The 25327-nt window shown below is 42.5% G+C and carries 26 protein-coding genes; 8 read left to right on the forward strand and 18 right to left on the reverse strand.

Translation table 11 applies throughout. The features are described from left to right. Nucleotides 1-344 precede the first annotated feature (344 nt). From rpoH to ftsY, 4 genes are all read right to left on the reverse strand, one after another. Complete coding sequence (gene rpoH, locus SNR28_RS26080) at nt 345-1202, reverse strand: RNA polymerase sigma factor RpoH (protein ID WP_375751865.1); 858 nt, start codon at nt 1200-1202, stop codon at nt 345-347. Between the two features lie 186 nt (nt 1203-1388). After that, the gene (gene ftsX / locus SNR28_RS26085; RefSeq protein ID WP_375751866.1) at nt 1389-2336 is read right to left on the reverse strand and encodes a permease-like cell division protein FtsX; all 948 of its coding nucleotides are present in this window, start codon (nt 2334-2336) and stop codon (nt 1389-1391) included. Then, nucleotides 2326-3000 carry a cell division ATP-binding protein FtsE gene (ftsE, locus tag SNR28_RS26090; RefSeq protein WP_375751867.1) on the reverse strand — a complete coding sequence of 225 codons (675 nt, stop codon included), beginning with the start codon at nt 2998-3000 and terminating at the stop codon, nt 2326-2328. Before ftsE ends, ftsX begins: the two co-directional genes overlap by 11 nt. Nucleotides 3001-3045: 45 nt before the next feature. Then, nucleotides 3046-4332 carry a signal recognition particle-docking protein FtsY gene (gene ftsY / locus SNR28_RS26095; RefSeq protein ID WP_375751868.1) on the reverse strand — a complete coding sequence of 429 codons (1287 nt, stop codon included), beginning with the start codon at nt 4330-4332 and terminating at the stop codon, nt 3046-3048. Nucleotides 4333-4508: 176 nt separating this feature from the next. Between ftsY and rsmD the strand changes: the two genes are divergently transcribed. The 3 genes from rsmD to SNR28_RS26110 all read left to right on the forward strand — a co-directional run bounded on the left by rsmD (nt 4509) and on the right by SNR28_RS26110 (nt 6085). Continuing rightward, a complete protein-coding gene (gene rsmD, locus SNR28_RS26100; protein ID WP_375751869.1) occupies nt 4509-5105 on the forward strand; it encodes a 16S rRNA (guanine(966)-N(2))-methyltransferase RsmD in 597 nt (198 codons plus the stop codon). Next, a complete protein-coding gene (locus SNR28_RS26105) occupies nt 5106-5372 on the forward strand; it encodes a DUF1145 domain-containing protein (protein ID WP_375751870.1) in 267 nt (88 codons plus the stop codon). A gap of 116 nt (nt 5373-5488) precedes the next feature. Next, nucleotides 5489-6085 carry a YhgN family NAAT transporter gene (locus tag SNR28_RS26110; protein ID WP_375751871.1) on the forward strand — a complete coding sequence of 199 codons (597 nt, stop codon included), beginning with the start codon at nt 5489-5491 and terminating at the stop codon, nt 6083-6085. 51 nt (nt 6086-6136) lie between these two features. Here SNR28_RS26110 and SNR28_RS26115 read toward each other — a convergent pair whose 3' ends face one another. From SNR28_RS26115 to SNR28_RS26155, 9 genes are all read right to left on the reverse strand, one after another. Beyond that, the gene (locus SNR28_RS26115) at nt 6137-6376 is read right to left on the reverse strand and encodes a YecH family metal-binding protein (protein ID WP_375751872.1); all 240 of its coding nucleotides are present in this window, start codon (nt 6374-6376) and stop codon (nt 6137-6139) included. A 47-nt stretch (nt 6377-6423) separates the two neighbouring features. Next, complete coding sequence (locus SNR28_RS26120) at nt 6424-6963, reverse strand: lysoplasmalogenase family protein (protein ID WP_375751874.1); 540 nt, start codon at nt 6961-6963, stop codon at nt 6424-6426. A gap of 158 nt (nt 6964-7121) precedes the next feature. Next, entirely contained in the window at nt 7122-7487 is a 366-nt protein-coding gene (locus SNR28_RS26125; protein WP_375751875.1) for a DUF4145 domain-containing protein, read from the reverse strand. A gap of 190 nt (nt 7488-7677) precedes the next feature. Then, nucleotides 7678-8694 carry an acyltransferase gene (locus tag SNR28_RS26130; RefSeq protein ID WP_375751877.1) on the reverse strand — a complete coding sequence of 339 codons (1017 nt, stop codon included), beginning with the start codon at nt 8692-8694 and terminating at the stop codon, nt 7678-7680. A gap of 134 nt (nt 8695-8828) precedes the next feature. After that, nucleotides 8829-10049, reverse strand: a complete 1221-nt coding sequence (arsJ, locus tag SNR28_RS26135) for an organoarsenical effux MFS transporter ArsJ (RefSeq protein WP_375751878.1) — start codon at nt 10047-10049, stop codon at nt 8829-8831. Between the two features lie 74 nt (nt 10050-10123). Further along, nucleotides 10124-10624 (reverse strand): phosphatase, encoded by a 501-nt coding sequence (locus SNR28_RS26140; protein ID WP_375751879.1) that lies wholly within the window; start codon nt 10622-10624, stop codon nt 10124-10126. A 12-nt stretch (nt 10625-10636) separates the two neighbouring features. Beyond that, nucleotides 10637-11638, reverse strand: coding sequence for an ArsJ-associated glyceraldehyde-3-phosphate dehydrogenase (locus SNR28_RS26145; protein ID WP_375751880.1), 1002 nt, complete (start codon nt 11636-11638; stop codon nt 10637-10639). A 38-nt stretch (nt 11639-11676) separates the two neighbouring features. Then, a complete protein-coding gene (locus tag SNR28_RS26150; RefSeq protein ID WP_375751882.1) occupies nt 11677-12012 on the reverse strand; it encodes a metalloregulator ArsR/SmtB family transcription factor in 336 nt (111 codons plus the stop codon). A gap of 97 nt (nt 12013-12109) precedes the next feature. Continuing rightward, a complete protein-coding gene (locus SNR28_RS26155; RefSeq protein WP_375751884.1) occupies nt 12110-13336 on the reverse strand; it encodes an EAL and HDOD domain-containing protein in 1227 nt (408 codons plus the stop codon). 199 nt (nt 13337-13535) lie between these two features. Between SNR28_RS26155 and SNR28_RS26160 the strand changes: the two genes are divergently transcribed. The 4 genes from SNR28_RS26160 to SNR28_RS26175 all read left to right on the forward strand — a co-directional run bounded on the left by SNR28_RS26160 (nt 13536) and on the right by SNR28_RS26175 (nt 16901). Next, the gene (locus SNR28_RS26160; protein ID WP_375751885.1) at nt 13536-14519 is read left to right on the forward strand and encodes an alpha/beta fold hydrolase; all 984 of its coding nucleotides are present in this window, start codon (nt 13536-13538) and stop codon (nt 14517-14519) included. Between the two features lie 132 nt (nt 14520-14651). Further along, entirely contained in the window at nt 14652-15461 is an 810-nt protein-coding gene (locus SNR28_RS26165) for a Cof-type HAD-IIB family hydrolase (protein WP_375751886.1), read from the forward strand. A 79-nt stretch (nt 15462-15540) separates the two neighbouring features. After that, on the forward strand, nt 15541-16296 hold the full coding sequence (locus tag SNR28_RS26170; protein WP_375751887.1) for a hypothetical protein: 756 nt from the start codon (nt 15541-15543) through the stop codon (nt 16294-16296). Further along, nucleotides 16296-16901, forward strand: coding sequence for a tRNA-uridine aminocarboxypropyltransferase (locus SNR28_RS26175; RefSeq protein ID WP_375751888.1), 606 nt, complete (start codon nt 16296-16298; stop codon nt 16899-16901). The genes SNR28_RS26170 and SNR28_RS26175 overlap by 1 nt, the downstream gene beginning before the upstream one ends. Before the next feature lie 69 nt (nt 16902-16970). Here SNR28_RS26175 and SNR28_RS26180 read toward each other — a convergent pair whose 3' ends face one another. The 5 genes from SNR28_RS26180 to hemC all read right to left on the reverse strand — a co-directional run bounded on the left by SNR28_RS26180 (nt 16971) and on the right by hemC (nt 22421). Next, the gene (locus SNR28_RS26180) at nt 16971-17960 is read right to left on the reverse strand and encodes a porin (protein ID WP_375751889.1); all 990 of its coding nucleotides are present in this window, start codon (nt 17958-17960) and stop codon (nt 16971-16973) included. Between the two features lie 315 nt (nt 17961-18275). Next, nucleotides 18276-19457 (reverse strand): heme biosynthesis protein HemY, encoded by a 1182-nt coding sequence (locus SNR28_RS26185; RefSeq protein WP_375751891.1) that lies wholly within the window; start codon nt 19455-19457, stop codon nt 18276-18278. After that, entirely contained in the window at nt 19454-20686 is a 1233-nt protein-coding gene (locus SNR28_RS26190) for a uroporphyrinogen-III C-methyltransferase (protein WP_375751892.1), read from the reverse strand. Before SNR28_RS26190 ends, SNR28_RS26185 begins: the two co-directional genes overlap by 4 nt. Further along, nucleotides 20676-21437, reverse strand: a complete 762-nt coding sequence (locus tag SNR28_RS26195; RefSeq protein WP_375751893.1) for a uroporphyrinogen-III synthase — start codon at nt 21435-21437, stop codon at nt 20676-20678. Before SNR28_RS26195 ends, SNR28_RS26190 begins: the two co-directional genes overlap by 11 nt. A gap of 39 nt (nt 21438-21476) precedes the next feature. Then, nucleotides 21477-22421, reverse strand: a complete 945-nt coding sequence (gene hemC / locus SNR28_RS26200) for a hydroxymethylbilane synthase (RefSeq protein ID WP_375751894.1) — start codon at nt 22419-22421, stop codon at nt 21477-21479. A 357-nt stretch (nt 22422-22778) separates the two neighbouring features. Between hemC and SNR28_RS26205 the strand changes: the two genes are divergently transcribed. Next, entirely contained in the window at nt 22779-25310 is a 2532-nt protein-coding gene (locus SNR28_RS26205) for a class I adenylate cyclase (protein WP_375751895.1), read from the forward strand. Nucleotides 25311-25327 lie beyond the last annotated feature (17 nt).

Here is a 25327-nt window from a genome sequence, read left to right on the forward strand (position 1 = left end):
ACTTATCCCAACGCAGATATGGACAGATGAACGTCAGGGTTATCCACTAAAGATCGAAATTTAGCCAACTGTGCATAAACTTGTGGATTACGTTGATAAAGTGGTTCTTAAGAAAAAGATCCACAATATATAGTGATGATCTTTCTTAATCTGTGCGTATTTCATTTTTTATCCCCAATCGTAAAAAACCGATCAGAGCCTATTGCACCCCGCTTTCTTACAACAAGATTTCACTTTTTACACAAAGTTATTCACAGCTTGCAAGTGGTTTATTGATCTAAAAGCATAAAAAAACCGGGATCATCTGATCCCGGTTTCTTTTAATCTATTCTAGCGATGAATGGTTAGAACTCACCAACGGCTGCTTTCAGCTTTTTCATGGCATTCTTTTCAAGCTGACGGATTCGTTCAGCAGACACGCCATAAGTCTTAGCCAGTTCTTGAAGTGTTGATTTTTCATCATCCAACCAGCGTGAACGAACAATGTGCTGACTACGATCATCCAGAGTCGCAAGTGCATGAGACAAGCGAGTATTTGTGTGCTCTTCCCAGTTGTCCGCTTCAATGCTTTCAGCGATATCTGAGTTTTTGTCTTCCAGGTAAAGAACCGGAGCAGACATGCTTACACCAGCATCGTCATCTTCAGTCGGCAGTTCAAAAGCAGCATCCTGAGCGGCAAGGCGAGATTCCATCTCTCTCACTTCTGAAGGCTCTACACCCAACTCGCGAGCAACAGTTTCTACTTCACCGTTGTTGAACCAACCTAAACGCTTTTTCGACTTACGCAGATTAAAGAACAGTTTACGCTGAGCTTTGGTTGTCGCAATTTTTACGATACGCCAGTTTCTCAGAACGTATTCATGAATTTCAGCTTTAATCCAGTGAACTGCGAAAGAGACCAGACGAACACCCACTTCCGGGTTAAAGCGTTTTACCGCCTTCATCAGGCCAATGTTACCTTCCTGAACGAGATCTGCCATTGGAAGACCATAGCCAGAGTAACCACGTGCAACATGAACAACGAATCGAAGATGAGAAAGGATAAGCCCTTTCGCAGCATCAATTTCACCTTTGTAATGTAATCTCTCGGCTAGTTCACGCTCTTCTTCTACAGACAGCATTGGGTAGCTGTTCACAGAGCTAATATAGCTGTCTAAGCTATCTTGTGTAACTAAAGCCATTGGATACGCTTGGTTTGCCATTCAATTCCTCACTCGTTTCTCTAACAGAGAAAGCTAATTATTACTGCTCTTCTATCTAAAATTGAGATGAATCAATTTTAAAGAAGGGGGATTTATTATCCACAGATACAGGCGCTATACAAGTATATTATCTATTTCTACTAAACAACTATGACGCTATATCGGTATTTTTATGACAAAATCACATCAAACTGGTTCAATTTCTTTTAGATGACTTCTAGCCGACAGCCTTGCCGCGATAAAGCCTAAGAAAAGACCTAGCATAAGTAAAAGAACAGATTCATCTATATTTAAGCCGATAAGTCTAAAGCGACTATCATAAAGTGATGCGAGTTCTTCTACAGCGCCGTTCAACAATATAGTAATAACTGCTGTAAGTATCCAGGCAGATACCGCCCCAATAAAGCCAAACCACATTCCATAATAAAGATAAGGACGAAGGATAAAGCTATCAGTCGCGCCAATCAGCTTCATTACCTGTATCTCCTCTTTATGAGCAAGAATGGTAAAACGTATTGTATTGCCAACAATCAAAAATACGGCTGCGCACATCAATACTGAAAGTGTAATAACAACGGTTACCGCCAGTTTATGTATCGCGTCTAGTCTCGATAACCAATCTTCATCCAGCCTAACATCCGTAACTGACTCATCTTTTTGAATGCGGCTCGCGATGGCTTTGATTTGCTCATTAGTCTCAACTGCTGGCTCTACAACGAGTACAGCAGGCAAAGCGTAGTCACTAAGAAGAGAAAGGGCCTGCTCAAATCCAGAGTGCTGACTTAAGTCACTCAATCCTTGCTGCGAAGAGATATATTCAACAGCCTGAACTTCTTCCCAGTTTTCAAGCTCATCTTTCAGAACCATAACTCTTGCTTCTGCCACATCTTCATGCAGAAAAACACTAATCTGAGAAGGTGTTGCGACACTATCAGCAACTTGCGCAATATTTTTCCCAACGAGATAAATACTTGCGGGTAACGCTAGCGCCATTGAAATAACAGCTAATGTCAGAAGATTTCCTAACGGCCTTTCCCACAAAGATAAGAATGCTTTCTTTGCCTGACTGAAGTGAATTCTTAAAAAGCTATCTCTTTTACTCGATGCCTTTTGCTTTCTGGCATTATTGCCCATAGCCTTGAACCTCACTTAGAAAGCCCTGATTAAGCTCCAGACGACGGTACTGCGGCCGGCTTTGAATCAAGCCAATATCATGGGTAGCCAAGATTACCGACACTCCGACTCTATTAAACTCTTCGAACAAATTTAGAACTCGACCGGAAAGCTCAGGATCAAGATTACCTGTAGGCTCATCGGCAATAAGCAACGTTGGTCTGTTAACAACTGCTCTGGCAATCCCAACTCGTTGCTGTTCACCGCCAGAAAGCTGACTAGGTAAGCACTTTGCTTTGTCCAGTAATCCTGTTTTATCTAAGGCTGCAGATACTCTGCGCTTGATATCGTTTTCAGAGGCCGACTCAATACGCATCGGCAAGGCAACATTATCAAACACCGAACGGTCAGTAAGTAGCCGGTGATCCTGAAATACAATGCCCAGGAGTCTTCGAAGGAACGGGATATCTTTAGCCGGGATATTAGTAATATCATGGCCATTGAAGCTAATTTTTCCGTCGGAAGGGCGTTCCATAGCACAAATCAGCTTAAGCAATGTACTCTTACCAGCTCCTGAATGACCATTCAGGAATGCCATCTCACCTCTTCGCAGATGAAAATCAACTTTTTGCAGAGCCTGACGGCCACCACGATAGGCTTTACTAACCTGCTGAAATTTTATCACCCGTTCGTCCTCTGACTCGGTTATATCAGGACCACATAGTGGCTTTTAGTCATCTCTGCTAAATAGCGCTTCAATAAAGTCTGTAGTATTAAACTTGCGAAGGTCATCGATACCTTCACCCACACCGATATATCGGATTGGAATTTTAAATTGGTCAGCAAGGGCAAAAATAACGCCACCTTTTGCTGTTCCATCTAGTTTAGTCAGCGTAATACCGGTTAATGGAGCGACATCGCTGAACAGTTTAGCCTGACTAATCGCATTCTGCCCCGTACCAGCATCCAGTGTTAACATAATTTCATGTGGTGCAGAATCATCTATCTTCTTCATTACGCGAACAATCTTACGTAACTCTTCCATCAGGTTGCTCTTGTTCTGCAAGCGCCCTGCGGTATCCGCAATTACAACATCCACGCCACGCGCTTTAGCAGCTTCGATGGCATCATAGATAACAGAAGCACTATCCGCGCCAGTATGCTGGGCAATGACAGGAACATCGTTTCTCTCACCCCAAACCTGAAGCTGCTCAACTGCCGCTGCACGGAAGGTGTCACCCGCAGCCAGCATCACTTTTTTGCCTTCACTTTGGAATTGTTTAGCCAACTTACCAATCGTTGTTGTCTTACCTACACCATTCACACCAACCATCAAAATAACGTATGGAGTTTTGGTTGTATCAACTTCAAGAGGCTGCTCCACATGAGATAGGATCTCGGCCATCTCTTCTTTAAGCAGACCATACAGCGCTTCACCATCTTTCAGCTCATGGCGAGATGCTTTTTCTGTCAGGTTATCGATAATTTTTACTGTGGTGTTCATACCCACATCAGCAATCAATAACTGCTCTTCTAGCTCTTCAAATAGATCATCATCAATTTGCTTGCCTTTAAACAGGCCAAAGAATCCAGCACCGATGTTCATCTTGGTTCTGGCAAGACTACGCTTCAGACGAGCAAAAAAGCTTTCTGTTGGCTTATCCTGCTCAACCACTTTAGGTTCTGATTGCTCTTTCGCTACTGACTCTTCGGCTTCTTCAGCAACGTCTTCCTCGGACTCAGAAGAAACCTCTTTCCAATCATCTTCCTGCCAGTCCTCGTCACTCCATTCATCTTCTTCGGAGTCTGGCCCCTGGTCTGACTCCGCCTCTGTCTCTTCGAGATCTGACGTTTCTGTTTCTGAAGAATCAGCTTCTGAAGCTTCCGCTTTTTCTTCTTCAACAGGTAGCTCAGCTTCTTCGCTCAGCTCTTCCTGCTCTACATTCTCTTTCGGTGCCTGTTCTTCGTCACCAAACCCGAGCCACGATAGTAATCCGCGCTTTTTCTTTTCCGTCATCTGGATGAATTCCTGAGTCTCAATCTGTACCTGAAAAATGATAAAACAACAAAGTAGTGAAAATTTTTTTGTTTGATTGGTACACTTCGTCAATTATTTAATTATTCAACTTCGCCTTATCAACCCGATACAAGCGAATTTGATATAGTAACACTTTATTTGCGGTCAAAAAATCTATGGTAAGACGTCGTCGACAAAACACCTCACAAAACAGGACTTCAACCGGTCATGTACGTATTATTGCTGGCTTGTGGAGAGGGCGAAAGCTACCTGTGAAAGATGCGGAGGGTCTTAGACCAACCACGGACAGAGTAAAAGAGACACTGTTTAACTGGTTGGCACAAGATATTCCTCACTCTAAGTGCCTTGACCTGTTTTCTGGTTCTGGCGGGCTTGGGTTTGAGTCTGCATCAAGACAAGCAGAAAAAGTGACGATGCTTGAACTGAACCCGGAAGCTCACCAGCAACTAAAATCCAATATCTCTCTGTTAAAAGCGGAGAACATCGAAGCACTAAACACCGATGCGTTAGCCTTTTTGAAAGGCCAGGGAACACCGCATGATGTTGTGTTTATTGATCCTCCATTCAGAAAAGGGCTTCTTGACGAAGTAGTGCAACTGCTAGAAAGCAATGGCTGGCTGGCGGAAAATGCTATGATCTATGTTGAAACAGAAAAAGAGCTGACGCTGGATAATATACCTCTGAGCTGGCACCTTCACAGAGAAAAAACAGCAGGACAAGTTAGCTATCGCTTATTCGAAAGGAATACTTAAATGAAAATACTTATTCTTCTGGCAAAGGCCTCTATCGCGTTTGTCTGGTTTATTCTGATTCTGAACCTGTTTATGCCATTTCCTGGTAAAGCAGCCATTGCTCTATACATCATGACGGCTTTCCTATTTATGATGCATGCTGTGCAGATGATGATCTTTATCGGAGCCTTTGGCGATAAGGTAAAAATCTCAGGCTGGGAGAAGTGGTCTATCCTTGTTTTCGGTATTTTTTCACTACTGGATATTCGCCGAAAACACATGCAATAAAGGCCATGTATAACAGGCCGAAAATAGCCTATTTATTTTTATCCAAAAGCAAGCCACAACCATTATTCGGTGATATAGTTGCGCCCATTCGATTTCCGGTTATAGAGACTTAAACGATGGATTTAATTTCCGTATCTGTAATGCTATTTTTGATTATGGATCCGATGGGCAATTTGCCTATTTTTTCCTCGATTTTGCGCCATATAGAAAAGAAACGGCGCAGAGTAATCCTGATTAGAGAGCTTCTGATTGCGCTCTTTGTCATGCTTGTTTTTCTCTATTCAGGGGAAAGCATTCTTAACTTCTTGGCACTTAAAAAGGAAGCGATCTCTATATCAGGTGCAATCATTCTTTTCCTAATTTCATTAAAAATGATTTTCCCGTCCAAAGACTCCGCTATGGGTCTGGCGGCTGGTGAAGAGCCAATGATTGTTCCTCTGGCGATCCCTATGCTTGCAGGGCCTTCGATTCTGGCAACACTCATCCTGATCGCTCATCAGGAACCACACCGAATGCTGGAATGGTCTGCAGCCATCGTAATTGCGTGGTCAGCTTCTGCTGTTATTCTTCTGTTTGGTGAACTGTTTGAGAAAATTGTCGGGCCAAAAGGTCTTGCAGCGATAGAACGATTGATGGGTATGCTGCTTCTTATGATTTCAGTTCAAATGTTCCTGAACGGAATTTTCAGCTACTTCGAGCATATGACCCAATAAATCTTCCTGTTACTAAAAGGGCCAGCATATTTGCTGGCCCTTTTAGTCAGATTAGTGATGAGAGCAAATCTTCTCTCTCATTGTGCTGTACACCCCATCTGATTCAACGATTTTTCCACGCTGAATAAAGAACTCAAACAAGTCCTCAAATGCGATAGCATCAAACTTACAAGTTCTAAACATCAGCTCCGAACCAAACTTCTTCTCTAAAGTCTCTCTGAGTTCTTCTTTCGACATTGGCGTCTCTGCTAGTAACTCCAGAACTTCATGACCATGAGTATTTTGTGACATAAACAACTCCACATGTAGCAGCCTATATTAGTGGCTGAAGATTTGAATTATAAAACAGAAGCCACTATCAACGAGTGTGCAAGTAAGTAGCTTCCTGAAACTAAATTGTTTTTGTTCGCTTTATTATTCTGCTTTGCATTTCCTGCTCCCAAAAGCGCAGAAAGGGCGAATAGGTATGCACCTGCACAGGCAAGCTGATGTCCAAATACAGGCTCACTTAAACAAAGTTGTGTCGCAGCCCAACAGAGCTGAACCAGAACCAGCCCCATCATCAAGACAGGAAAGACGATTGAATCCAGGCGGGGCAGCATTAAGAAAAAAACGATAACCGCAGAGGCAAAAAGCAATGCTGGTAACCACCAGGATAACCCACCTTCTAGCTGCAACCAGAATGATTTGCTGTAACAGATAAACATTATCAATGTCATAACAAAGGCCGCGCGCTTACCTATTTTTTGAAAGGCGACCAACAGTTCCACACAGACAGCCAAAGACAGGGCAACAGCAACCCAAAGAACATGAGGTTGTAGTTCGGAGAATATTCCAAGAATAATCAGTAAAATAGAAAGGGTTATAGGCTTAAACAAGACCCGAAATTCCAACAGCTAACCAATAAAAATGAGGAAACCTCTGTGATTTAACCGAAGTAGTGTATGGAATGAACGAGATTAGTCCAGTACTCAATACCAATTATTGGATCTAAGAGAGGAATTCTATTGGCGAACTCCTCTTTAGTATTAGAGGCTCATAAGTGAACAGATAATGTGTCCCAATGAATGTAGTAAAAACCCAAGGCTGCAAGAGTAAATAGGATCATCAATGCGACAGCAGCTCGCCAGATAAAACGGCTTGCTCTTGGTGTTAGTTCCTGCTCACAATCATCACAGACTGCTAAAAAGTCGTTTCGATCCTCTAGCTGATAATTCTCTTCATGGACAATCTTGTTTCTTATGGTCGCAACATATCTAAGCTTGCCAATCACATCATGTGGCAACCTCTCTTCGCAGCTAGTGATTAGCTGATGCAGACCCTTCCCATCTGCGTGATATTGCACCCGAAGTAATTTCTCCAGTCGACGAGTGCGAACTACAACTCTTTCAATATCTGACATAACACTTACCATCCCTTCGTCAGAAATGCTTTTTAAGCTATCAATCCTTGTCTCATTTTAAGTATAGGAAACAAAGCAGAAATTCATTACCTAACATTGCAATTAACTCTATATATATTAAAAAGTTAATCATCAAGTCAAAGCAAAATGATGATTCTTAGATAAAGCCCCCTACTTTGACCAACACATGTTAAGGCAATAGCCAGCGACTTTTGCCCGATAAAGAGAACAACCAGCTCATTGCAAGGGCACCACTACCGCTTAACGCAACCCAAAGCGGAATAAACCAAATCGGATTCATTCCTTCATGCCAACCGAGCTCAATCATCGGCCAAAGAAAGATTGGATGAAGAATGTAGATACCTAGGCTATGTTTGCTAATAAATCCAACTACCTTTCTGGCTTTATCTGATAACCCTTCACCATAATAGCGCCCCAACATAAATATCATGGATGCAGCAGCAACCGTATTTAACGTTTTATAAGAAAGCCAACGTCCAAATGTATATTCACCAGCCTCAATACTACCTTGTATCACCATTGCAGCCGTACTCACTAACCCAATGGTCCCGGCAAGCGTAACTAAACTCACCGTTAGCTTCGTAAGAGGTAGTTTCTGATACAAAATGTATCCTAATAGTAAGTACCCACTATATAACCACAGTTGTGAGCTCCATATTCCGTCAAACCTAAACAGGTAGAGCCCGGTTGTAAGCAACCACAGTAGAACAAAAGCATATAGCGCCGCTTTATCCGCTCTTCTCACAAATACTTGTAGAAAAGGAATTACAAAATACAACGGAATAAAATAATAGAAAAAGCCTAAGTGGTAATACGTCGCGTCATGAGGACTATTTTTTAACACTTCCAAAGAGACTTCTGAACTGTATCCATCACTACTCCAACCTGATAAGTAACAATAGAAGAGAGACCAGGCAATAAAAGGCAGCAACACCTTCCCGAGCCTTTTTTTCACATAATACCCAGCATCAAATGGACGCTGGTCGCTCAACATCAAGGCTCCGGTGATCAGAATAAATACAGGCACCGCCCACCGACTGAAGCTATTGAGGGTAATTGCCGTCGACCATTCAAATAAAGGTATGTTCCCAAACTCATGCCGATAAGGTCCCAAAACATGAATAGTTATAACAGCGAGTGCTGCTACACAACGAAGAACATCGAAAAAGAAAACGTGCTTTCTCATAATTTAATAGCATTTGGAGTTTATCCAAAAACTATAGCACGAAAATAAAGCCGAGGAGTGCTTTTAGATCTTTGATAGATAAGACAAATAAAGCCAGATACAACTGGCTTTAATTATGTCGTCAGGATATGAAATTACGCGAGTTCTGGCTGCTTAACCTTGGGCAGGTAGACAGAAATAAACACCGTAATCGAAAGAAACGCAAAAGAAACCCACAGACAAGCGGCCAACCCTGCCATCTGGAACACCCAGCCAGAAAGAATGGTACCTATCAGACGTCCCATTGCATTTGCCATGTAATAGAAGCCTACGTCCAATGAAACTCCATCACCCTTGGCATAACTCACTATCAGGTATGAGTGCAACGAAGAGTTGATCGCAAACACAGCACCAAAAATAAGCAACCCAACAATAATCACCAGCTCCGGTTGCCATTCAACCTGCACACCATAAGCAATTAAACCGGTTACACCAGCAAGGATTGCAGCCCAATATGTTGCGGCAGAACCATCCGGCACTTTACCTTGTGCCTTCCCGGTAATTTTAGGAGCAATTCCCTGCACAAACCCGTAAGCAATAACCCATAGAGCCAGAAAGCCACCGACCCAAGTGTGGTTCCAACCAAAAACCGAGCCAAGGTATACCGGCAACGCAACCACAAACCATACATCACGTGCACCAAACAGGAACATACGCGCTGCTGAAAGAATATTGATGCTTTGAGACTTTGAAAAAATCTGCTTAAACTTAGGTTTGTTTTTGGCCTTGCCCATATCACTTTCAAGCCACATCAAACTCCCGCTCAGAACTACGGCAAGTACACCAGCCATAATAAGAACCGCCAACTTAAATCCAACAAGCGAAAGAAGCAAACCACCAATAAAGAAGCCTGCACCTTTTAGTGCGTTCTTAGAACCGGTCAGAATCGCAACCCATTTATACAATGCACCCTGCTGCTCATCTGGAACTAAAGTCTTGATAGCGCTCTTCGCACTCATTTTGTTCAGGTCTTTCGCAATACCGGATATGGCTTGCGCAGCCATTACCCAAGGAATGGTCAACCATGCGCTTGGTACCGCTAACATCACCAACGCAAAGATTTGCATTGCCAGGCCAACATTCATCGTTCTGTTCAGGCCAAGGCGCGCTCCTAACCAGCCACCGATGAGGTTGGTCACAACACCAAAGAATTCGTAGAAGAGGAAAAGTGAAGCAATTGCTAACGTGCCATATCCAAGGTCATGGAAATAAAGCACCACTAGCATTCTTAACGCACCGTCCGTGATGGTAAAGTTCCAGTAGTTAAACGTCACCAGCATATATTGGCGAACACTTTTACTTAGATTGGAGAACATAGTTTTAACCACTTTAAGTTCAGGTGGGCAGCTTCTAAAGCTTTTGGATCATCATGATCCAAAAGCTCTTTGAACTAGAATTTAGCTGCTACTTTTTCGATGTAATCGATCTGAGGTTGCTTGGTAAACGCGCCTGGGCGAAGCGCCTTAACTTCACGCTTAATTGTTTCCAGATCCCAACCTTGCTCCAGAAGAATATGTGCTGCAAGTATGCCTGTACGGCCCGAGCCACCAAGGCAATGAAGAACAACTTTTCCACCTTGCTTCAACATTTCCTGGACCTTAGGACTAATCACTTCCCATCGAGCATCAAACTCTTCACCCGGAGCCTGATCATCTTCAATAGGTTGATTGAACCAGGTCATTCCAAGCGCTTCCGTCATTTCAGGTAGAGCTGCAACGCCAACTTTTTCCATCTCTTCTTTATCAAGAGCGGTCACAATCGCAACCGTACCTTGCTCTTTTAGTTGCTTCAGAGATTCCTCAAGACCAGCCTCTTTAGTACCCGGACAAGGCGTTAGAATAAGAGCTGCTTTGCCTTCAAGGATGTTTAGTTCCCATGTTGGATGTGTCATTTCAATACTTCCTTATGCCAGACCAACTTTACGTACAAGCTCAGCAGTACGTGTTGCGTAACCCATTTCGTTGTCATACCAGGCATAGATCTTCACCATACGAGAGCCAACAACCATAGTCGACATCGCATCTACAATCGTAGAACGCTGGTCACCTTTGTAATCGATAGAGACTAGCGGACGTTCTTCAAAGCCAAGAATGCCTTTTAGCTCACCTTCCGATGCTTCCTTCAAAAGTGCATTGACCTCTTCGGCCGTGGTATCACGTTTAACGTCAAAGATAATGTCCGTAAGAGAAGCATTCGCCAGAGGTACACGTACCGCGTGGCCATTAATCTTGCCTTTTAGCTCAGGGAAAATCTCAACAATCGCTGTCGCACTACCTGTTGTTGTCGGAATCAGGCTCATACCACAAGCGCGAGCGCGACGAAGGTCTTTATGCGGCGCATCCAGAATAGTCTGAGTATTGGTAAGGTCGTGAATAGTAGTGAAAGAAGACTGTTCAATGCCTAGCTTCTCGTGAATCACTTTAACCACTGGCGCGATACAGTTGGTCGTACAAGAAGCAGCGGTAACAATCTTATGAACAGCTGGGTCGAAAATTTCGTCATTCACGCCTACAACAATATTCGCAATACCTTCTTCTTTTACCGGTGCCGAAACAACGACACGCTTCACGCCCTGATCAAGGTACTTGTTCAGGAAAGATGTTTTACGATGCACGCCTGTACACTCGATAACAACATCACAACCAGACCAGTCAATCGCGTCGATATTACGTTCCTGAGTTGTCTTTATACGTTGACCATTGATCACCATCTCTTCACCGTCTGCGGTTACTTCGTGGTGCCAGCGACCCTGAACAGAATCAAACTCAAGCAAATGAGCCAAGGTTTTTGTATCACCAGCAACATCATTGATTTGAACAAACTCAAGCTCTTCCCAATCAAAAGAAGCTCGCAGAGCAAGGCGGCCAATACGACCAAAACCGTTAATTCCAACTTTAATAGGCATTTTTTAACCCTCTGATAGAAATCTATTTTTGCTATCGGCTAAACGCAAGGGCGTCCGCTGAAAGCATTTAATCTGTCAATATCCTGCTGATATTGTTCTTTTAGACAACTTGACTCTTTCAAGCCATCAATAATCTTTAACAGCCATCCCGGAAGGTTGTCTGAAACTCGATACATCACCCACTGCCCTTTTCTTTCATCAATCAATACTCCTGACTGACGAAGCTGCGCAAGATGACGAGAGATTTTGGGCTGGCTCTCGTTAAGAGCCTCAGTAAGTTCACATACGCACAAGCCTTCCTCTCTGGCGATTAAAAGCAGACAACGCACACGTGTTTCATCTGAAAGCATCTTGAAGAACTGATTTGGTAACATATATAACACTCACTACATATGGATATGCGCATATATTATGATAAAAAAAACGCGCGTCAACCGACACGCGCTTTTTGTCATCAAACTTTAATATTCACTATTTGGACATCTCTAGCATTTCCTGGCTCCACTTCTGAGCTTCACTCAGTATCGGACTTACATCTGCCAGCTCAAGGCCCAGTTCAGTACACATCTCTTCCAGACCAATCCAATCCGCTTTTTCGTAACACTCTTCCAGCTTTAGCAGGCAACCAAGTGTACCTTCACGATTTAGCAAAGCAGATTTGGCGTTCTCCGAAAGAGGTAAATCTTCAATCATGTTCTCCAGCGGTGTGTCCATCAGTGCATCAAGCATTGAAAAGAGACCAATGATAAACGCCTGATTCCGATACCCCTGGAACTGACTTATGCGAGACATCATCAGGCAGAACTGCGCTCTTTGCATCGAGAGTCCATATAGCTCCTGAGGCTTGTTACCCGACACGTACGAAGCCGCTGCCAGTGACACAAACACCTTTAGCTTCTCCTGTCCTAAGTAAACTAATGCTTGCTTAAATGACTCAATAGGCTTGTCAATACGTGGAGACATGGTATTCACAAACCGCAGAAGCTTGTACGAAAGCGAAAGGTCTTTGGCAATAATTTGCTCTACCTTGTTGTAGTTGACCTCAGGTTGCATTACCTCTTTGATCAACTCCAACGCTAATATCTGCTCTGGACTGACATACTTTTGTTTCACAATTTCTGGTTTACTGAAAAAGTATCCCTGAAAATAGCGAAAGCCCGCTTCCATAACGGCATCAAATTCATCTTGGTTTTCTACTTTTTCAGCTAAAAAAGAAGCGGTGACACCTCTCTCTTTCTGCTCAATAACATAGTCACACGCATCATCAACACCATGTCTCATTACATCAATTTTGATGATGTGGATGTATGGAAGAAATTCGTCCCATTTGTGGTCAAAGGTAAAGTCGTCCAATGCAATCATATAGCCAGACCGGTTGAGCTTTCTGATTGCCGCCAATAACTCATCCGTTGGCTCACAGGTTTCCAAAACCTCTATAACCACCTGATCTTTAGGTAGCATGAGCGGTAGATCGTGAATAATCGAGTCATAGGTAAAATTGACAAAGCTTCGGGAAGACAAAACGGATGGATTCCGCCCCATTGACAGGAAATTCTCTACTACCAAACGGTATGTTGCCCGGTTTTCTCCTATGCTACTTGGAAAGGCATTTCGCTCACCATCACGAAACAGCAGTTCATAACCTATTGTTTGCTTACTTTTGTTAAAAATCGGCTGACGAGCAACATATGTATACATAGCAATCCATTCTTCTTATTTCACGACACTTAAATCGTAGCTTTGAGTGGTTTGAGTTGATAGGCTTTTATGAATTTAATTTCACACTATTATATACTTACGTGAATTCAGTCACGTTGTACTTCTTAGTGATAACCGTGCACTGTAAGCTAAATAAACTAAAGATATAATTATTGACCCTAAAACCAAAAATGTCCTGATGATGACCAAAGATTCCGAATATCTATTAACTACAGAAAAAAACTTTACTACCGACATTGAGGGCAATATTCGCGCATTGTGGGAAGCTCGAAATGAAGGGTATTTAAAAAACAAAACAAACAAAAATCTCTACTGGATATCTTTAACATCACCAAATCACTCCAAAGCAGTCGTTATTGTTAATGGCCGAATTGAAGGAGTATGGAAGTATCAGGAACTCTTTTACGACTTCTATCGCAATGGTTATGACGTCTATTCTTTCGATCACCAAGGACAAGGTTGTTCCGACCGCTTAGTAACGAACTCCGATATCGGTCATGTTGAGTTTTTTTCTGACTATGTTGAAGATATGGCTGCAGTTATCGAACAATTTCAGTTGCACCGATACGAGAAACGCTTTTTGGTTGCCCATTCAATGGGAGGTGCCATCAGCACCAGATACTTGCAGCTGCACAGCGAACATAACTTTAATGCAGTCGCACTAAGTGCTCCTATGTATGGAGTAAATGTTGCCTGGTACTTAAAACCCATCAGCGCTCCATTTATGAGGCTCAAGGCGATGTTTCATTCAAAGCCTGACTATGGGACCAGCAATACAACTTATTACTCTAAGCCTTTTGAAGACAACCCTCTTTCCGGTTGCGAAGTCCGGTATCGCTGGTTTCGCAAACTATACGAAGATAAGCCAGGACTAAAGGTCGGTGGTCCTAGTGCAAGATGGATCTGGCAAAACCTCAATGCCGCTAAACTATGTATCTCAGAATCTCAAAAGCTGACTCTTCCGTTCTTGTTACTGCAAGCCTCCGGAGAGGTCATTGTCTCTAATAAAGATCAAAACAAATTTATAGACAAACTCAGAAAAACAAACGAACAAGCCAGGTTAGAAGTCGTGCAGGGGTCCAGGCATGAGATTTTTTTTGAGAATGATGAGTATCGTAACACTGCACTAACAAAACTATTCTCTTTCTTTAATAAGAACTAATACAAAGTACTTTAGAGCATTAAAAGAGGAAAAGTAGGTTTACCCTCTTTTTTCGGTCCGTTTTTACATAAACTACGGACTATTGCCGAGAAACAGCTCTCAGCACCCACACTTCAGATTTATGAGGAACACATGACCGTAGCGAAATATCAAATTGTTGCATCTGATCTTGATGGCACGCTTTTAGCGCCAGACCACCAGCTAAATCAGTTCAGTAAAGAGACACTGGTAGAACTGCATAATAAAGGAAAGACTTTTATTTTCGCGACAGGTCGCCATCATGTAGACGTAGCCGGAATCCGCGAACAAGTTGGTATTCCTGCATTTATGATTACCTCTAACGGTGCGCGTGTTCACGACCTAAACGATAAACTTCTGTACAGTCAGAATGTTGAAAGCAATATTGTTCAGCCAATTCTGGATATTGTAAAAAAAGATCCAAATATCAGAATCAACATCTACCAGGATGACGAATGGTTTATCAATCAGGAAGATGAACTCCTTAAAAAATTCCACAAAGACTCAGGCTTTGCATATGGTGTTTTTGATGTCGATAACGCCCCGACAACAGGTATCGCAAAAATCTTCTTTGTTTATCCTGATCATGAACACCTAGTTCAATTCGAAGACGAGATAAACGAAAAATATGGTAATCAGGTAAACGCTTCTTTCTCTACACCATTTTGCCTAGAAATTATGGCTGCAGAAGTGTCTAAAGGAGATGCACTAAAAGCTGTCGCTGAATCTCTCGGTTATACACTAGAAGATTGCATCGCCTTTGGTGACGGTATGAATGACGTAGAGCTACTATCGATGGCTGGGAAAGGTCTTGTCATGGGTAGCGCACACCCGAAAGTATTTGATGCTCTCCCAGATATTGAAGTGATAGGTACAAATGAAAATGATGCGGTCGCGCATTACCTGAGAGATCATTTGATCTAGACAATTAGATTCTTACCCAAACTAAATGGTAGTCTTTTACGACTACCATTTTTGTTTTTGCTCCACAGGAACTGAGTTGATGAAAACCAAATCCACACTCGTATCGATTGCTTTACTGACTCTGCTTCAGGCATGCAGTTCTCTATCAGAGACCTCAACGAATCCCGAAGAGGGAGTTTTTGCAACGACAGAGTCTGCTGTACCTCAACCCTTTGAAATGAAGGGAACTCTGGTATTAGGCCCTGATAGCCGAACATTTACACCATGTGGAAGTCGCGAGCAATATTTACTGCAGACTAAACCAGAAATATTAAAAGAACTTACAAACCTCCAGACAGAGACTTATCAGCCATTATATTCTGAGTTTTCAGGCCACTTGCTCCCTATGCCTCAAACTGCTCCAGAACAAGATTTTGGAGCACAGTTTATCGCCTCAGAGCTCAAATATGCTTCAACGAAGAGTCTGGAAAAAAAATGTATTAATCGTTCTGATGTTGATACATCTTTGGACTGGGTCGGAACATACTCCGCCACCAGCACAAAGAGTGGAGGATTTTCTGTCTCAATGGCATTAACACAAGATCACTCAGCAAGCATCACTTACCAATCAGGTACTGGTGGAGCTGAAACTAAAGAAAAAGGTTTCTGGCAACAAATCAACTCACAGCAAGTCCAAGTCATTATGACAAGACATCAAGGACAACGCCTTCTCTCGAATCGCTTGTTTACAGTCGTAGATGAAAAGTTAATCGCGGTTGAAGAGATTATCAATGGAACAACATACCCAATAGCCGATGGTGGCTTAGTCCTCTATCCAGAAAAGAGTTCCAGATAATGACAAGCAATGATTTAACACCTGAGCCATGCCCGAACTGTGGCTTGAAACATCAGTGTGTTTGCCACCAAATTCCGCAGATACAAACTGACTGGCACATCGCCCTGCTTACCCATCCCAATGAGAGATATCGTGATACAAATACAGGTAAGCTTTTGCATCAGTCATTAGGTAACAGCAGTATCCATATCTGGGATAGAGTCAGTCCCCCAGCATCATTGATGAAGATGATTGAAAGCCATAACTATCAACCTGTGGTTTTATACCCCTCAGAAACAAGTATGGAGCTCAGTGCTTTCTGTGCATCTGATACTCATCTTCCCATACTCTTTATCTTGCTAGACGGAACCTGGCAGGAGGCCCGAAAGATGATGAACAAAAGCCAATGGTTGAAAAAAATAACCTCTGTACATTTATCAGGTAGTTTTAAATCTGAATACAAATTGCGTAGGAATCAGAAAGATGGAAAATTATGCACATATGAAGTAGGCATTCAATTATCTAAATACTTTAATGAAAACCACCCCGATGAAATGTCACAGTTTTTTAATTATTATTTATCCGTATTTAATGCGGATAAAAGCGGACATAAATACACGTCTTAACCTAATTTAATAAGCCTATATAAAATATAGGCTTATTAATATAATCAAATATATTCTTGTTAAAATATATTAGAACGAGTATTTAGCACCAAACTTAAAGTTCGTACCTTCTTTTTCAACACCAGCCCTTTCTACAGTGCCATCCTGAATGACGACATAAGATGTAATGCTATCGGTGAATTTATAATCAACGCCTGCATACATAGTGCTAGCTTCAACATCTACACCTTTTGACTCACCATCAACTTGCTGGAATGAGCCATAAACGGTTGCTGCACCAATAACATACTCAGCTTTAAGTGCGTATGAATCACCTTTGTTGTCTGGGTCTAATTCTAATTCAACATCATCATTAACTTTCAAAGAGCCGGCACCTTCGAACGAAATGTATGTCACACCAAACTTCAGGTCTCCAAAGTTAACATCTGCTCCGATACCTGAAGAGCTTGCTTCATCACCGTCAGAGCCGTATGCCACTGCAACAGAGAAGCTATCTTCTACTTTGTATTCACCAGAGAACGCATAGTTTGAGTCTACATCTGAGCTAGAGTCCGTTTCATAGTTTGCAGAGAAGTTGAAATCTCCAAATGAGTTTTTATAGCGAAGACCTTGTCCATCAACGCCGCCCTGACCGATTGCATAAAGGTTGTCACCTTCACCAGCGCCAGCTTTTTCGATAGCACCGAAGGAGTTCCCTGTATCACCGATAGAGATGTTACCAATGGTTGTGTGGTCGTATTCGAACTTGATATCATCGAAGCTTGCGTTCTTATCGATTGAGCTACCAGTGTTGATAGCGTATGTACCAATCAACTTAGATTCTTCATCGATAGTGTGTGTTGCCTTGATTGTTAGATTTGCATCAGTCAGAACATGGAGATCTTTGTCTAGCTCTTTCCCCTCTTTGTCCACTGCGTTTGTATCGAGAACATTACCAAACGCTTTAGCCCAACCACTTAGCTCTACGCTATTACCATCTTTATTATAAACTTCTGCTGCTGATAGAGAACCCGCTGCCAGCACCATAGGAATAGCTAGCGCAATTGGCTTTAATTTCATATTAATACCCTTTTGTAAAATACATAACCACATATTGTTCGAATAATTTGTTTTATTATTTATTCGAAACAGCATTCTTTATAATTTAATTAATCTCATTATTTTTGATTAATTTAATCTCGCTGCTAAAAGAATATTATTTATTCAATCAATAATTACAAAGCGGGAAATAATTACAAAATATTAATGCATGATCTCGGTAATACTTATAGAAGAAATATTACGCTGAAGTGTAAAATAATATTTAAATAGAATGGAGTACAAATAAATAAGGCCAGCTAATTGCTGGCCTTATTACATTTATTAGTTGTTAATTTATACGTTCACAAGAGTGAGTGCTCTCCTGGAAACATCGTTCGCAGCTTGAGTCATATCTTGTTTTTCCAGAACATCCGCCAGATAAGCATAGTCAGACACATCAGCACGAATAGAGAGCGCCTTTTCAAACTGCTCCTGAGCCTCAGGCCATTTCTCCGCACGAACACTCAGTTGCGCCATTGCGCTGTATGCCGCCGCATTCTCTGCGTCTTTCTTAACGATTCCTTCCAGTAAGACTGTCACTGGATGTAAATCCGGAAGATTTAACTCAGGCAAAACGGCAATAAGTGCATCGTCTTTATTCTTCTTAAGTGTTTCACGAATAATAATAAACGCTTCAGAGTCCGCTTTGCGAAGCATTAACTGATTAGCCAGACAGAGAACCAACCTGGTGTTCTGTCTCTCTTTTTTGCTAAGTGCAGAGTTCCAGTGAGACAGTAGTCCCTCACTTCCTTTCTGCTGAGCAAGTTGTTCCATCAAGCCACACTGACCATCAAGGAATAGCGCTTCACGCTCTTTAGCATCTACAATGCCTGCCTTTTCCAGCTTGTGCAAAGAATCGAGCAGAGGCTTCCACTGCCCAAGCTTCACATAACAGTTCTTAAGCAGATTCAGAACCATTGTATTATCCGGATATTTGCCTTTTAGCTCAGATAGTACCGCCAGTGCAGACTCGAAATCACCATTTCTATTGTGTTGTCTGGCTTTCGTTAGCTGTACAGCAAGTTCAGAGTTATCTTGCTTGTTCGCAAGCGCTAGATATTTGTCACGCTTGGTGTCATCGCCCATCTCTTGTGCTGCCTCAGAGGCAATCAGATAACACAGAAGTGGCATATCATGATGATTAGCCCAGCGAGTCACTTTTTTCTCTGCACCTTTCCAGTCACCTTCGAGGAGCTTCACAATACCTTCGTTAGTATAACGGCGAGCTCGTCTCATCTTTCTCACACTGAACCAGTTCCAGGTTGTCGATGAAGCATGCAGTACCTTCTTAATCAGATACTCAAGCCCGAATAAAGCGGCAAGCAGAGCTACGACAAAAATAACCAGAGTTGTAACGCTCATTTCAATTGTGGTGTTGGCAATTGAAATTAATACGTAACCTTGCTGACCATTAAACTGCGTTCCTGCGAACAAGCCCAGTCCAAGAACAGCAAAGAGGAAAATAGATCGAATCATTTTTTCTCCTCCATAGTCATACTAGTCACTTCTCTGCGCAGTCTTTCGTTGATGACATCTGAAAGCGCCTTCTGAGAAACCAGCTTAACAGGGTAAGTCACCTCAATATTCTTCTTACTTAAATCTGAAAGCGTTTTGTTGAACTGGATTACAGATGGGTCATCGAGCTTGAAGAACTGTGTTGACCAGTCATTAGCTACTTGAAGAGAGGTTTGATAAACCTCTTTATTTTCAGAGTAAACCGCTCTGATAGCGTTCTCGATCTTGCCTTTAATGTTTTCTTTCAGATAGTAATGCTGCTTAGGCGAAAGAAGAGGAATGACATTGCCATCACGAGTACGGAAGGTAATGAACTGCTCAGAAAAATCTTTCAGAGAAGTCACCAGGTTTTCTTGCCAATCATTGATATCTCCAGATACTTCTGCTGTTTCAACAACAGGTGCATCAGGCAATATCGCATTTGCTAATGGAAGCTCATCGACTTGCTGTTGCAAAGTCGTCAAACGGATAGCCAGACCTTCTCGGTCAATAAGAGGAACCGCTTTAAGGGAAACAATATCCTTCGTCATCTCTTTACGAAGAGGAACCAAGCTAGGGTCGTTCAGCGCTGAAATTCGCTGGTCCGCACTTTCCATAAGCAGTGTTGCGCTCTCGACATCTTTATCCAGGAATAGTTTTCTACCTGCCAGTTTAACCAGATAATCAGCTTCAGCTAACAGCCAGTCATTAGGGCGACGTCCCTTAATATCAGAGATCGCGACTTGTAAGCTCTTAATGCTCTCATTCTGCTGATTAAACAAGGTTTCAGATTTTGCCTCAAGCGTGTTCATGTTTGACGCGACACTGGCAGAAGTATCAGATAGTTTTTTGTCTAGTTGAGCACTTAGCTGACTTATCTGAGATTTAAGTTCAGCGACTTGCGCTTTATATTGCTGAGCTTGCTGGTTGGTCATGTATGCGACACCACCACCAATAAAGAGTGAAAGTACGATGGCTAACGTCGCCAGTTTCGTACCTTTGCTTCCTTGCTTCTCTGCGGGTTTAGGCTCTTTTTCCTTTGATACAGATTTTGATTCAACTTCTGGTTCAGTTGTTGGGGGGGTGTCCTCAACTTTAGGTTCAGAGTTACTCTCCTCTTCAGGAGTAGTCACAACAGCATCATTCTTTTCTTCGGGTTGAGAGTCTTGTTTGTTTTCAGATTCCAAATTCTCGTTTTTTTTAGTTGTCATGCGTAAGTCCTGTTGTTGAAAACGACTGTATTGCTGCTAACAGTTCAGAGTTGGAGGCACTCCCTGTCACTTCCACACTGGCAAATCCAGATTCAGAAGCGATCTCTGCGATCCTGTTGCTTGGCACCAGCAACGTCTTTTGATAAAGCCAATCATGAAAATATTTGGGAACAGAGCTAATTAAAATGCTTAGCTGTTCCGCGCTGGTTACAACAATGTGGTCAATATTGTTTCTTTGCCATTTTTCTATCTCAGAGTGTCCATTAAAAACAAGTGTTTGACGCTGGTACACTTCACAATAATTAACTAATGCACCTTCTTTTGATAGTTTGGCACGAATAAGCTCACGACCACCATTCCCTCTTAGTATTAGTACCTTTTTACCATCTAACTGTTTTAGTTGAGGTAGTTCCAGGAAGTGTTCGCTATCGCTTATCTTTGGGTAGTGTACTGCCTGTTGAGTACATTTGCTGAATTCATCGGCGGTTTTTTGACCAATTGCAAGATAAAGCAATTTTTCTGGCCAGCTCTGCTCATGATGACACAAAATTTTGTGCGCCCATTCAACTGCGGGCTTGCTGACAGCAATAACTATGTCAGAGCTTTTGAGCAGGAGAAGTAAACTCTCGGCTTCTTCTCCTTGTTTAAACGCTATCAGAGGCAAATGAATAGCATGAATACCAATTTCACCCAGTGAATGACATAATTCTTCCCCTTCCGGGCTTGGTCGTGTCACTAAAACCGCATTCATTGCTATTAACTCACCTCACTTTATCATTTGAAGCCAAGCTTAGTGCTCGCTGTATAGCTTCTCTAGAATTTCTTTAGCACCTTCATCAAGTAGCTGATTAGCTAACTCAACACCTAATGCTTCTGCATCTTTTCTGCTACCGCGTATTTCACCACGCACGATCTTGCTTCCATCTGGCTCACCAACCAAAGCTCTCAACCAGATTTCATCACCGTCAAGCAGAGAGTAGCTACCAATTGGCACCTGGCATCCACCTTCCAGAGTTAAGTTCATTGCACGCTCACAACGAACTCGGTCTGCTGTATCAGCATCGTTGAGTGGCTCAAGTAATTTAATCAGTCTTTCGTCATCTAATCGACACTCAATACCAACCGCACCCTGACCAACTGCTGGCAATGATTGCTCTGGCTCAATAAAACTCTGAATACGCTCTTCAAGCTCCAGGCGCTTCAGGCCAGCCGCAGCCAGAATAATTGCGTCATAGTCGCCAGCATCCAGTTTACCCAGTCTGGTTCCGACGTTACCACGCAGTTCTTTGATCTGTAGGTCTGGTCTCGCTTCTTTTAACTGACATTGACGACGTAAACTACAAGTACCAACTACCGCACCCTGTGGAAGTTCATCAAGATTGTTATATGTATTGGAAACAAAAGCGTCACGAGGATCTTCACGCTCACAAATCGTAACCAGTCCCAAACCTTCAGGGAAATCTACCGGCACATCTTTCATAGAGTGCACAGCCAGATCAGCCCTACCTTCTAGCATCGCTACTTCAAGCTCTTTTACAAATAAGCCTTTACCACCGACTTTGGCTAAAGGGGTATCCAAAATCACATCGCCCTTGGTTACCATAGTAACAAGCTCAACTTCTAAGCCTGGATGAGCGGCCATAAGCGCATCTCTTACATAGTAGGCTTGCCAGAGAGCTAGAGGACTTTTACGAGTAGCAATACGAATTGGTTGATTGGTAATACTTTCGGACATAGGGATACAACTTCCAGAACTTGTTATAGATTTGAAGCTAATCCTAACACTGTAACCGTACTGGAATCATCTGTTGTTATTAGTAGTGATAAAAAGCACCGCGATTTTCATTATTAGATAAAGATAGTGTGATACATGTCGCAGTTGTCAGCTACACTAGTATTAGAAGCAACTTAAAAAAGTAGAGACTTTCATCCCAAATTGATGCTAATGTTGCATTTTGTTGAAAGTATTGAAGAGGATCGTATTTTCTTTACTCAGAAGGCCAAAAGTGTTAAATTGATCACGTTTTGTTGACCATAAAGAATAAATTTCAAACGAAATCAGAACGAAAAACTATCAATCAAGGAATACCTCTTGCAGGCTTATACCCATAAAATAATAAGTAGACTCGATATACTTAACCAGCAGCGAATTGATCGCGCGCTGGCACTTATGGATGTTCAAAGCCAGCAAGTATTTAACTTTATTCCTGTTCTTCTTCACTACAACCACCCTGCATTTCCCGCTTACTACGATAAACCTGTCCCACATGGAATCTTTGGTTTTGAACCAAATGATATTCAAAATCAGCTTATCGAGCAGGTTTCTCTGGGCCAACAAGAAACGCCTGAAGTCACTGTAGAGCCTCAAGTACTCGCACTGTATACCATGGGCAGTACCTCCTCTATTGGTCAAAGTACCTCAAGTGACCTTGATATTTGGGTCTGTGTATCTCCATCAATGGACAGTAATACACGTGCGCACTTAAGCAATAAGTGCATGCTGATTACTGAATGGGCAAAAGGTTATGGTGTTGAAGCAAACTTCTTCCTGATGGATGAAGAGCGCTTTCGCAGTAATAAATCTGAAGAGATGACCGGTGATAACTGTGGCTCGTCTCAACATCTTCTTCTGTTAGATGAGTTTTACCGTTCAGCCGTTCGATTAGCAGGCCAACGATTACTATGGCATATCGTTCCACCAGAAATGGAGGAGTGCTATAACGAATATGTCTCTCAGCTTTGTAGCAGTGGTGATATCAACTGTGAAGAGTGGATAGATTTCGGAGAGCTGAATCGAATTCCTGCAGAAGAATACTTCGGCTCTAACTTGTGGCAGCTATACAAGAGCATCGACTCACCTTACAAATCCGTTTTAAAAGCTATCCTTCTGGAAGCTTATTCGTGGGAATACCCACATACACAGCTATTAAGTATTGATTACAAAAGACGTTTCTTTGCGTACGATCCTGACTTGTACAGCATGGATTCATACTACTTGATGCTTGAGAAGGTAACTCGTTATCTTGAAAGGATTAAAGATGACAAGCGATTGGATCTTGTTCGTCGCTGCTTCTACCTAAAGACGCATGAAAAGCTATCCCGTGAGCCCGGTGCTGGTTCTGTTGAATGGCGACGTGAAGCGCTTACAGAAATGACCCAACAATGGGGCTGGGATCTATCCGTCATTAAAGAGTTGGATAACCGACGCAACTGGAAGGTAAAACAGGTAAAGGTTGTACATCATGGTCTTCTTGATGCTTTGATGCTTAGTTACCGTAACCTGATTCAGTTCGCCCGCAGAAACGACATCACATCCTCAATTAGCCCGCAAGATATCAGTATTCTTGCACGTAAACTCTACGCTGCATTTGAGATTCTGCCGGGAAAGGTGACTCTGCTAAACCCTCAGATTTCGCCTGACTTGCATGAAGAAAATCTAAGCTTTATTCAGGTCAGGGAAGGTAGAGTCAACAAGCCAGGTTGGTATCTGTATAAGCAGCCTCTGGTAGCAAAAGAAATTATCGGTCAGCCATACCTGGAGCACAACGAGTATCTTAGTAAGCTTGTAGCCTGGTCCTTTTTTAATGGCTTAATAACCGAATCAACCCGACTCCACTCTGTGGTTCGAGATGCCGATCTGGACATCGACAAGTTCTACCAGATGGTGAGTGACCTCAGAAATACGTTCTCACTTCGCAAACGTCGCCCAACGATGCAGGCGTTGGGAAGTCCTTGTGAAATTAGCCAGCTTGCTATGTTCATCAACTTCGAGGACGACCCAACAGCTCAGTTGGACCTGAACCCAAAGATGACCAAGTTTGATGTTCAAAATACGGATATCTTTAGCTTTGGTGACGAAAACAAGAGCCTTGTTGGAAGTGTTGATCTGGTTTATCGAAATTCATGGCATGAAGTAAGAACGCTTCACTTTACCGGTGAAACCGCCATTCTGGATGCACTAAAAACAGTATTAGGTAAGATGCATCAAGACGCCCTTCCACCAGAATCTGTTGATGTATTCTGCTACAGCAAAAACTTACGCGGCATCATGCGTAACTGTGTTTATCAATTGCTTGCTGAGTGCATAGAGTTAAGACTTAAGCCTGTTGAGCAGCAAAAGAGAAGGCGCTTTAAAGCCATCAAAGTCGCCAACGAAATGTTTGGGTTGTTTTTTGAAAGGCGAGGAGTCTCTGTTCAGAAGCTAGAAAACTCTGTCGACTTTTATAAGAGCATCTCAATTAACAAGCTTCAGGGCTCACCACTTTCTATGCTTGATAAAGAGCAGGATTACCATCTACCAGAAGTTGTTGATGGGTTTGCGAGCGAAGGCTTGGTTCAGTTCTTTTTCGAGGATACAGATATTGGCTTCAATATCTATGTGCTGGACGAGGAAAACGAGATTGAGGTGTATCACCAGTTTAATGGTGACAAGGACTCTATGATCAGCAGCGTCAATCGATTCTACACCTCTTCAAGTGAAGGTGAAGCGGAAAGTAAGCTGATTAACTTTAACCTTCCTCAATACTATCAAATCGTGAAATGTGAAGATGGAAGCGAGTATGTCGTTCCTTACAGAAACGACGGTGGTGCTCCGGTAAAGTCTTCTAAAGCTGTAAACGCTTAGTTTCAGGCTAAGCTTGC

Origin of the sequence: Vibrio iocasae, from assembly GCF_042245395.1 — a bacterium.
Taxonomy (GTDB): Bacteria; Pseudomonadota; Gammaproteobacteria; order Enterobacterales; family Vibrionaceae; genus Vibrio; species Vibrio iocasae.

Bases quoted from the DNA above. Each gene is read 5' to 3' on its own strand.
- SNR28_RS26195 (WP_375751893.1), bottom strand. From the start codon at position 21,437: ATGAATGCGGTTTTAGTGACACGACCAAGCCCGGAAGGGGAAGAATTA.
- SNR28_RS26170 (WP_375751887.1), top strand. From the start codon at position 15,541: ATGAAAACCAAATCCACACTCGTATCGATTGCTTTACTGACTCTGCTT.
- rsmD (WP_375751869.1), top strand. From the start codon at position 4,509: ATGGTAAGACGTCGTCGACAAAACACCTCACAAAACAGGACTTCAACC.
- SNR28_RS26130 (WP_375751877.1), bottom strand. From the start codon at position 8,694: ATGAGAAAGCACGTTTTCTTTTTCGATGTTCTTCGTTGTGTAGCAGCA.
- SNR28_RS26140 (WP_375751879.1), bottom strand. From the start codon at position 10,624: ATGACACATCCAACATGGGAACTAAACATCCTTGAAGGCAAAGCAGCT.
- SNR28_RS26185 (WP_375751891.1), bottom strand. From the start codon at position 19,457: ATGATTCGATCTATTTTCCTCTTTGCTGTTCTTGGACTGGGCTTGTTC.
- rpoH (WP_375751865.1), bottom strand. From the start codon at position 1,202: ATGGCAAACCAAGCGTATCCAATGGCTTTAGTTACACAAGATAGCTTA.
- SNR28_RS26145 (WP_375751880.1), bottom strand. From the start codon at position 11,638: ATGCCTATTAAAGTTGGAATTAACGGTTTTGGTCGTATTGGCCGCCTT.
- SNR28_RS26160 (WP_375751885.1), top strand. From the start codon at position 13,536: ATGATGACCAAAGATTCCGAATATCTATTAACTACAGAAAAAAACTTT.
- SNR28_RS26155 (WP_375751884.1), bottom strand. From the start codon at position 13,336: ATGTATACATATGTTGCTCGTCAGCCGATTTTTAACAAAAGTAAGCAA.
- SNR28_RS26150 (WP_375751882.1), bottom strand. From the start codon at position 12,012: ATGTTACCAAATCAGTTCTTCAAGATGCTTTCAGATGAAACACGTGTG.
- SNR28_RS26165 (WP_375751886.1), top strand. From the start codon at position 14,652: ATGACCGTAGCGAAATATCAAATTGTTGCATCTGATCTTGATGGCACG.
- ftsY (WP_375751868.1), bottom strand. From the start codon at position 4,332: ATGACGGAAAAGAAAAAGCGCGGATTACTATCGTGGCTCGGGTTTGGT.
- ftsX (WP_375751866.1), bottom strand. From the start codon at position 2,336: ATGGGCAATAATGCCAGAAAGCAAAAGGCATCGAGTAAAAGAGATAGC.
- SNR28_RS26125 (WP_375751875.1), bottom strand. From the start codon at position 7,487: ATGTCAGATATTGAAAGAGTTGTAGTTCGCACTCGTCGACTGGAGAAA.
- SNR28_RS26110 (WP_375751871.1), top strand. From the start codon at position 5,489: ATGGATTTAATTTCCGTATCTGTAATGCTATTTTTGATTATGGATCCG.
- SNR28_RS26175 (WP_375751888.1), top strand. From the start codon at position 16,296: ATGACAAGCAATGATTTAACACCTGAGCCATGCCCGAACTGTGGCTTG.
- SNR28_RS26105 (WP_375751870.1), top strand. From the start codon at position 5,106: ATGAAAATACTTATTCTTCTGGCAAAGGCCTCTATCGCGTTTGTCTGG.
- hemC (WP_375751894.1), bottom strand. From the start codon at position 22,421: ATGTCCGAAAGTATTACCAATCAACCAATTCGTATTGCTACTCGTAAA.
- SNR28_RS26190 (WP_375751892.1), bottom strand. From the start codon at position 20,686: ATGACAACTAAAAAAAACGAGAATTTGGAATCTGAAAACAAACAAGAC.
- SNR28_RS26180 (WP_375751889.1), bottom strand. From the start codon at position 17,960: ATGAAATTAAAGCCAATTGCGCTAGCTATTCCTATGGTGCTGGCAGCG.
- arsJ (WP_375751878.1), bottom strand. From the start codon at position 10,049: ATGTTCTCCAATCTAAGTAAAAGTGTTCGCCAATATATGCTGGTGACG.
- SNR28_RS26115 (WP_375751872.1), bottom strand. From the start codon at position 6,376: ATGTCACAAAATACTCATGGTCATGAAGTTCTGGAGTTACTAGCAGAG.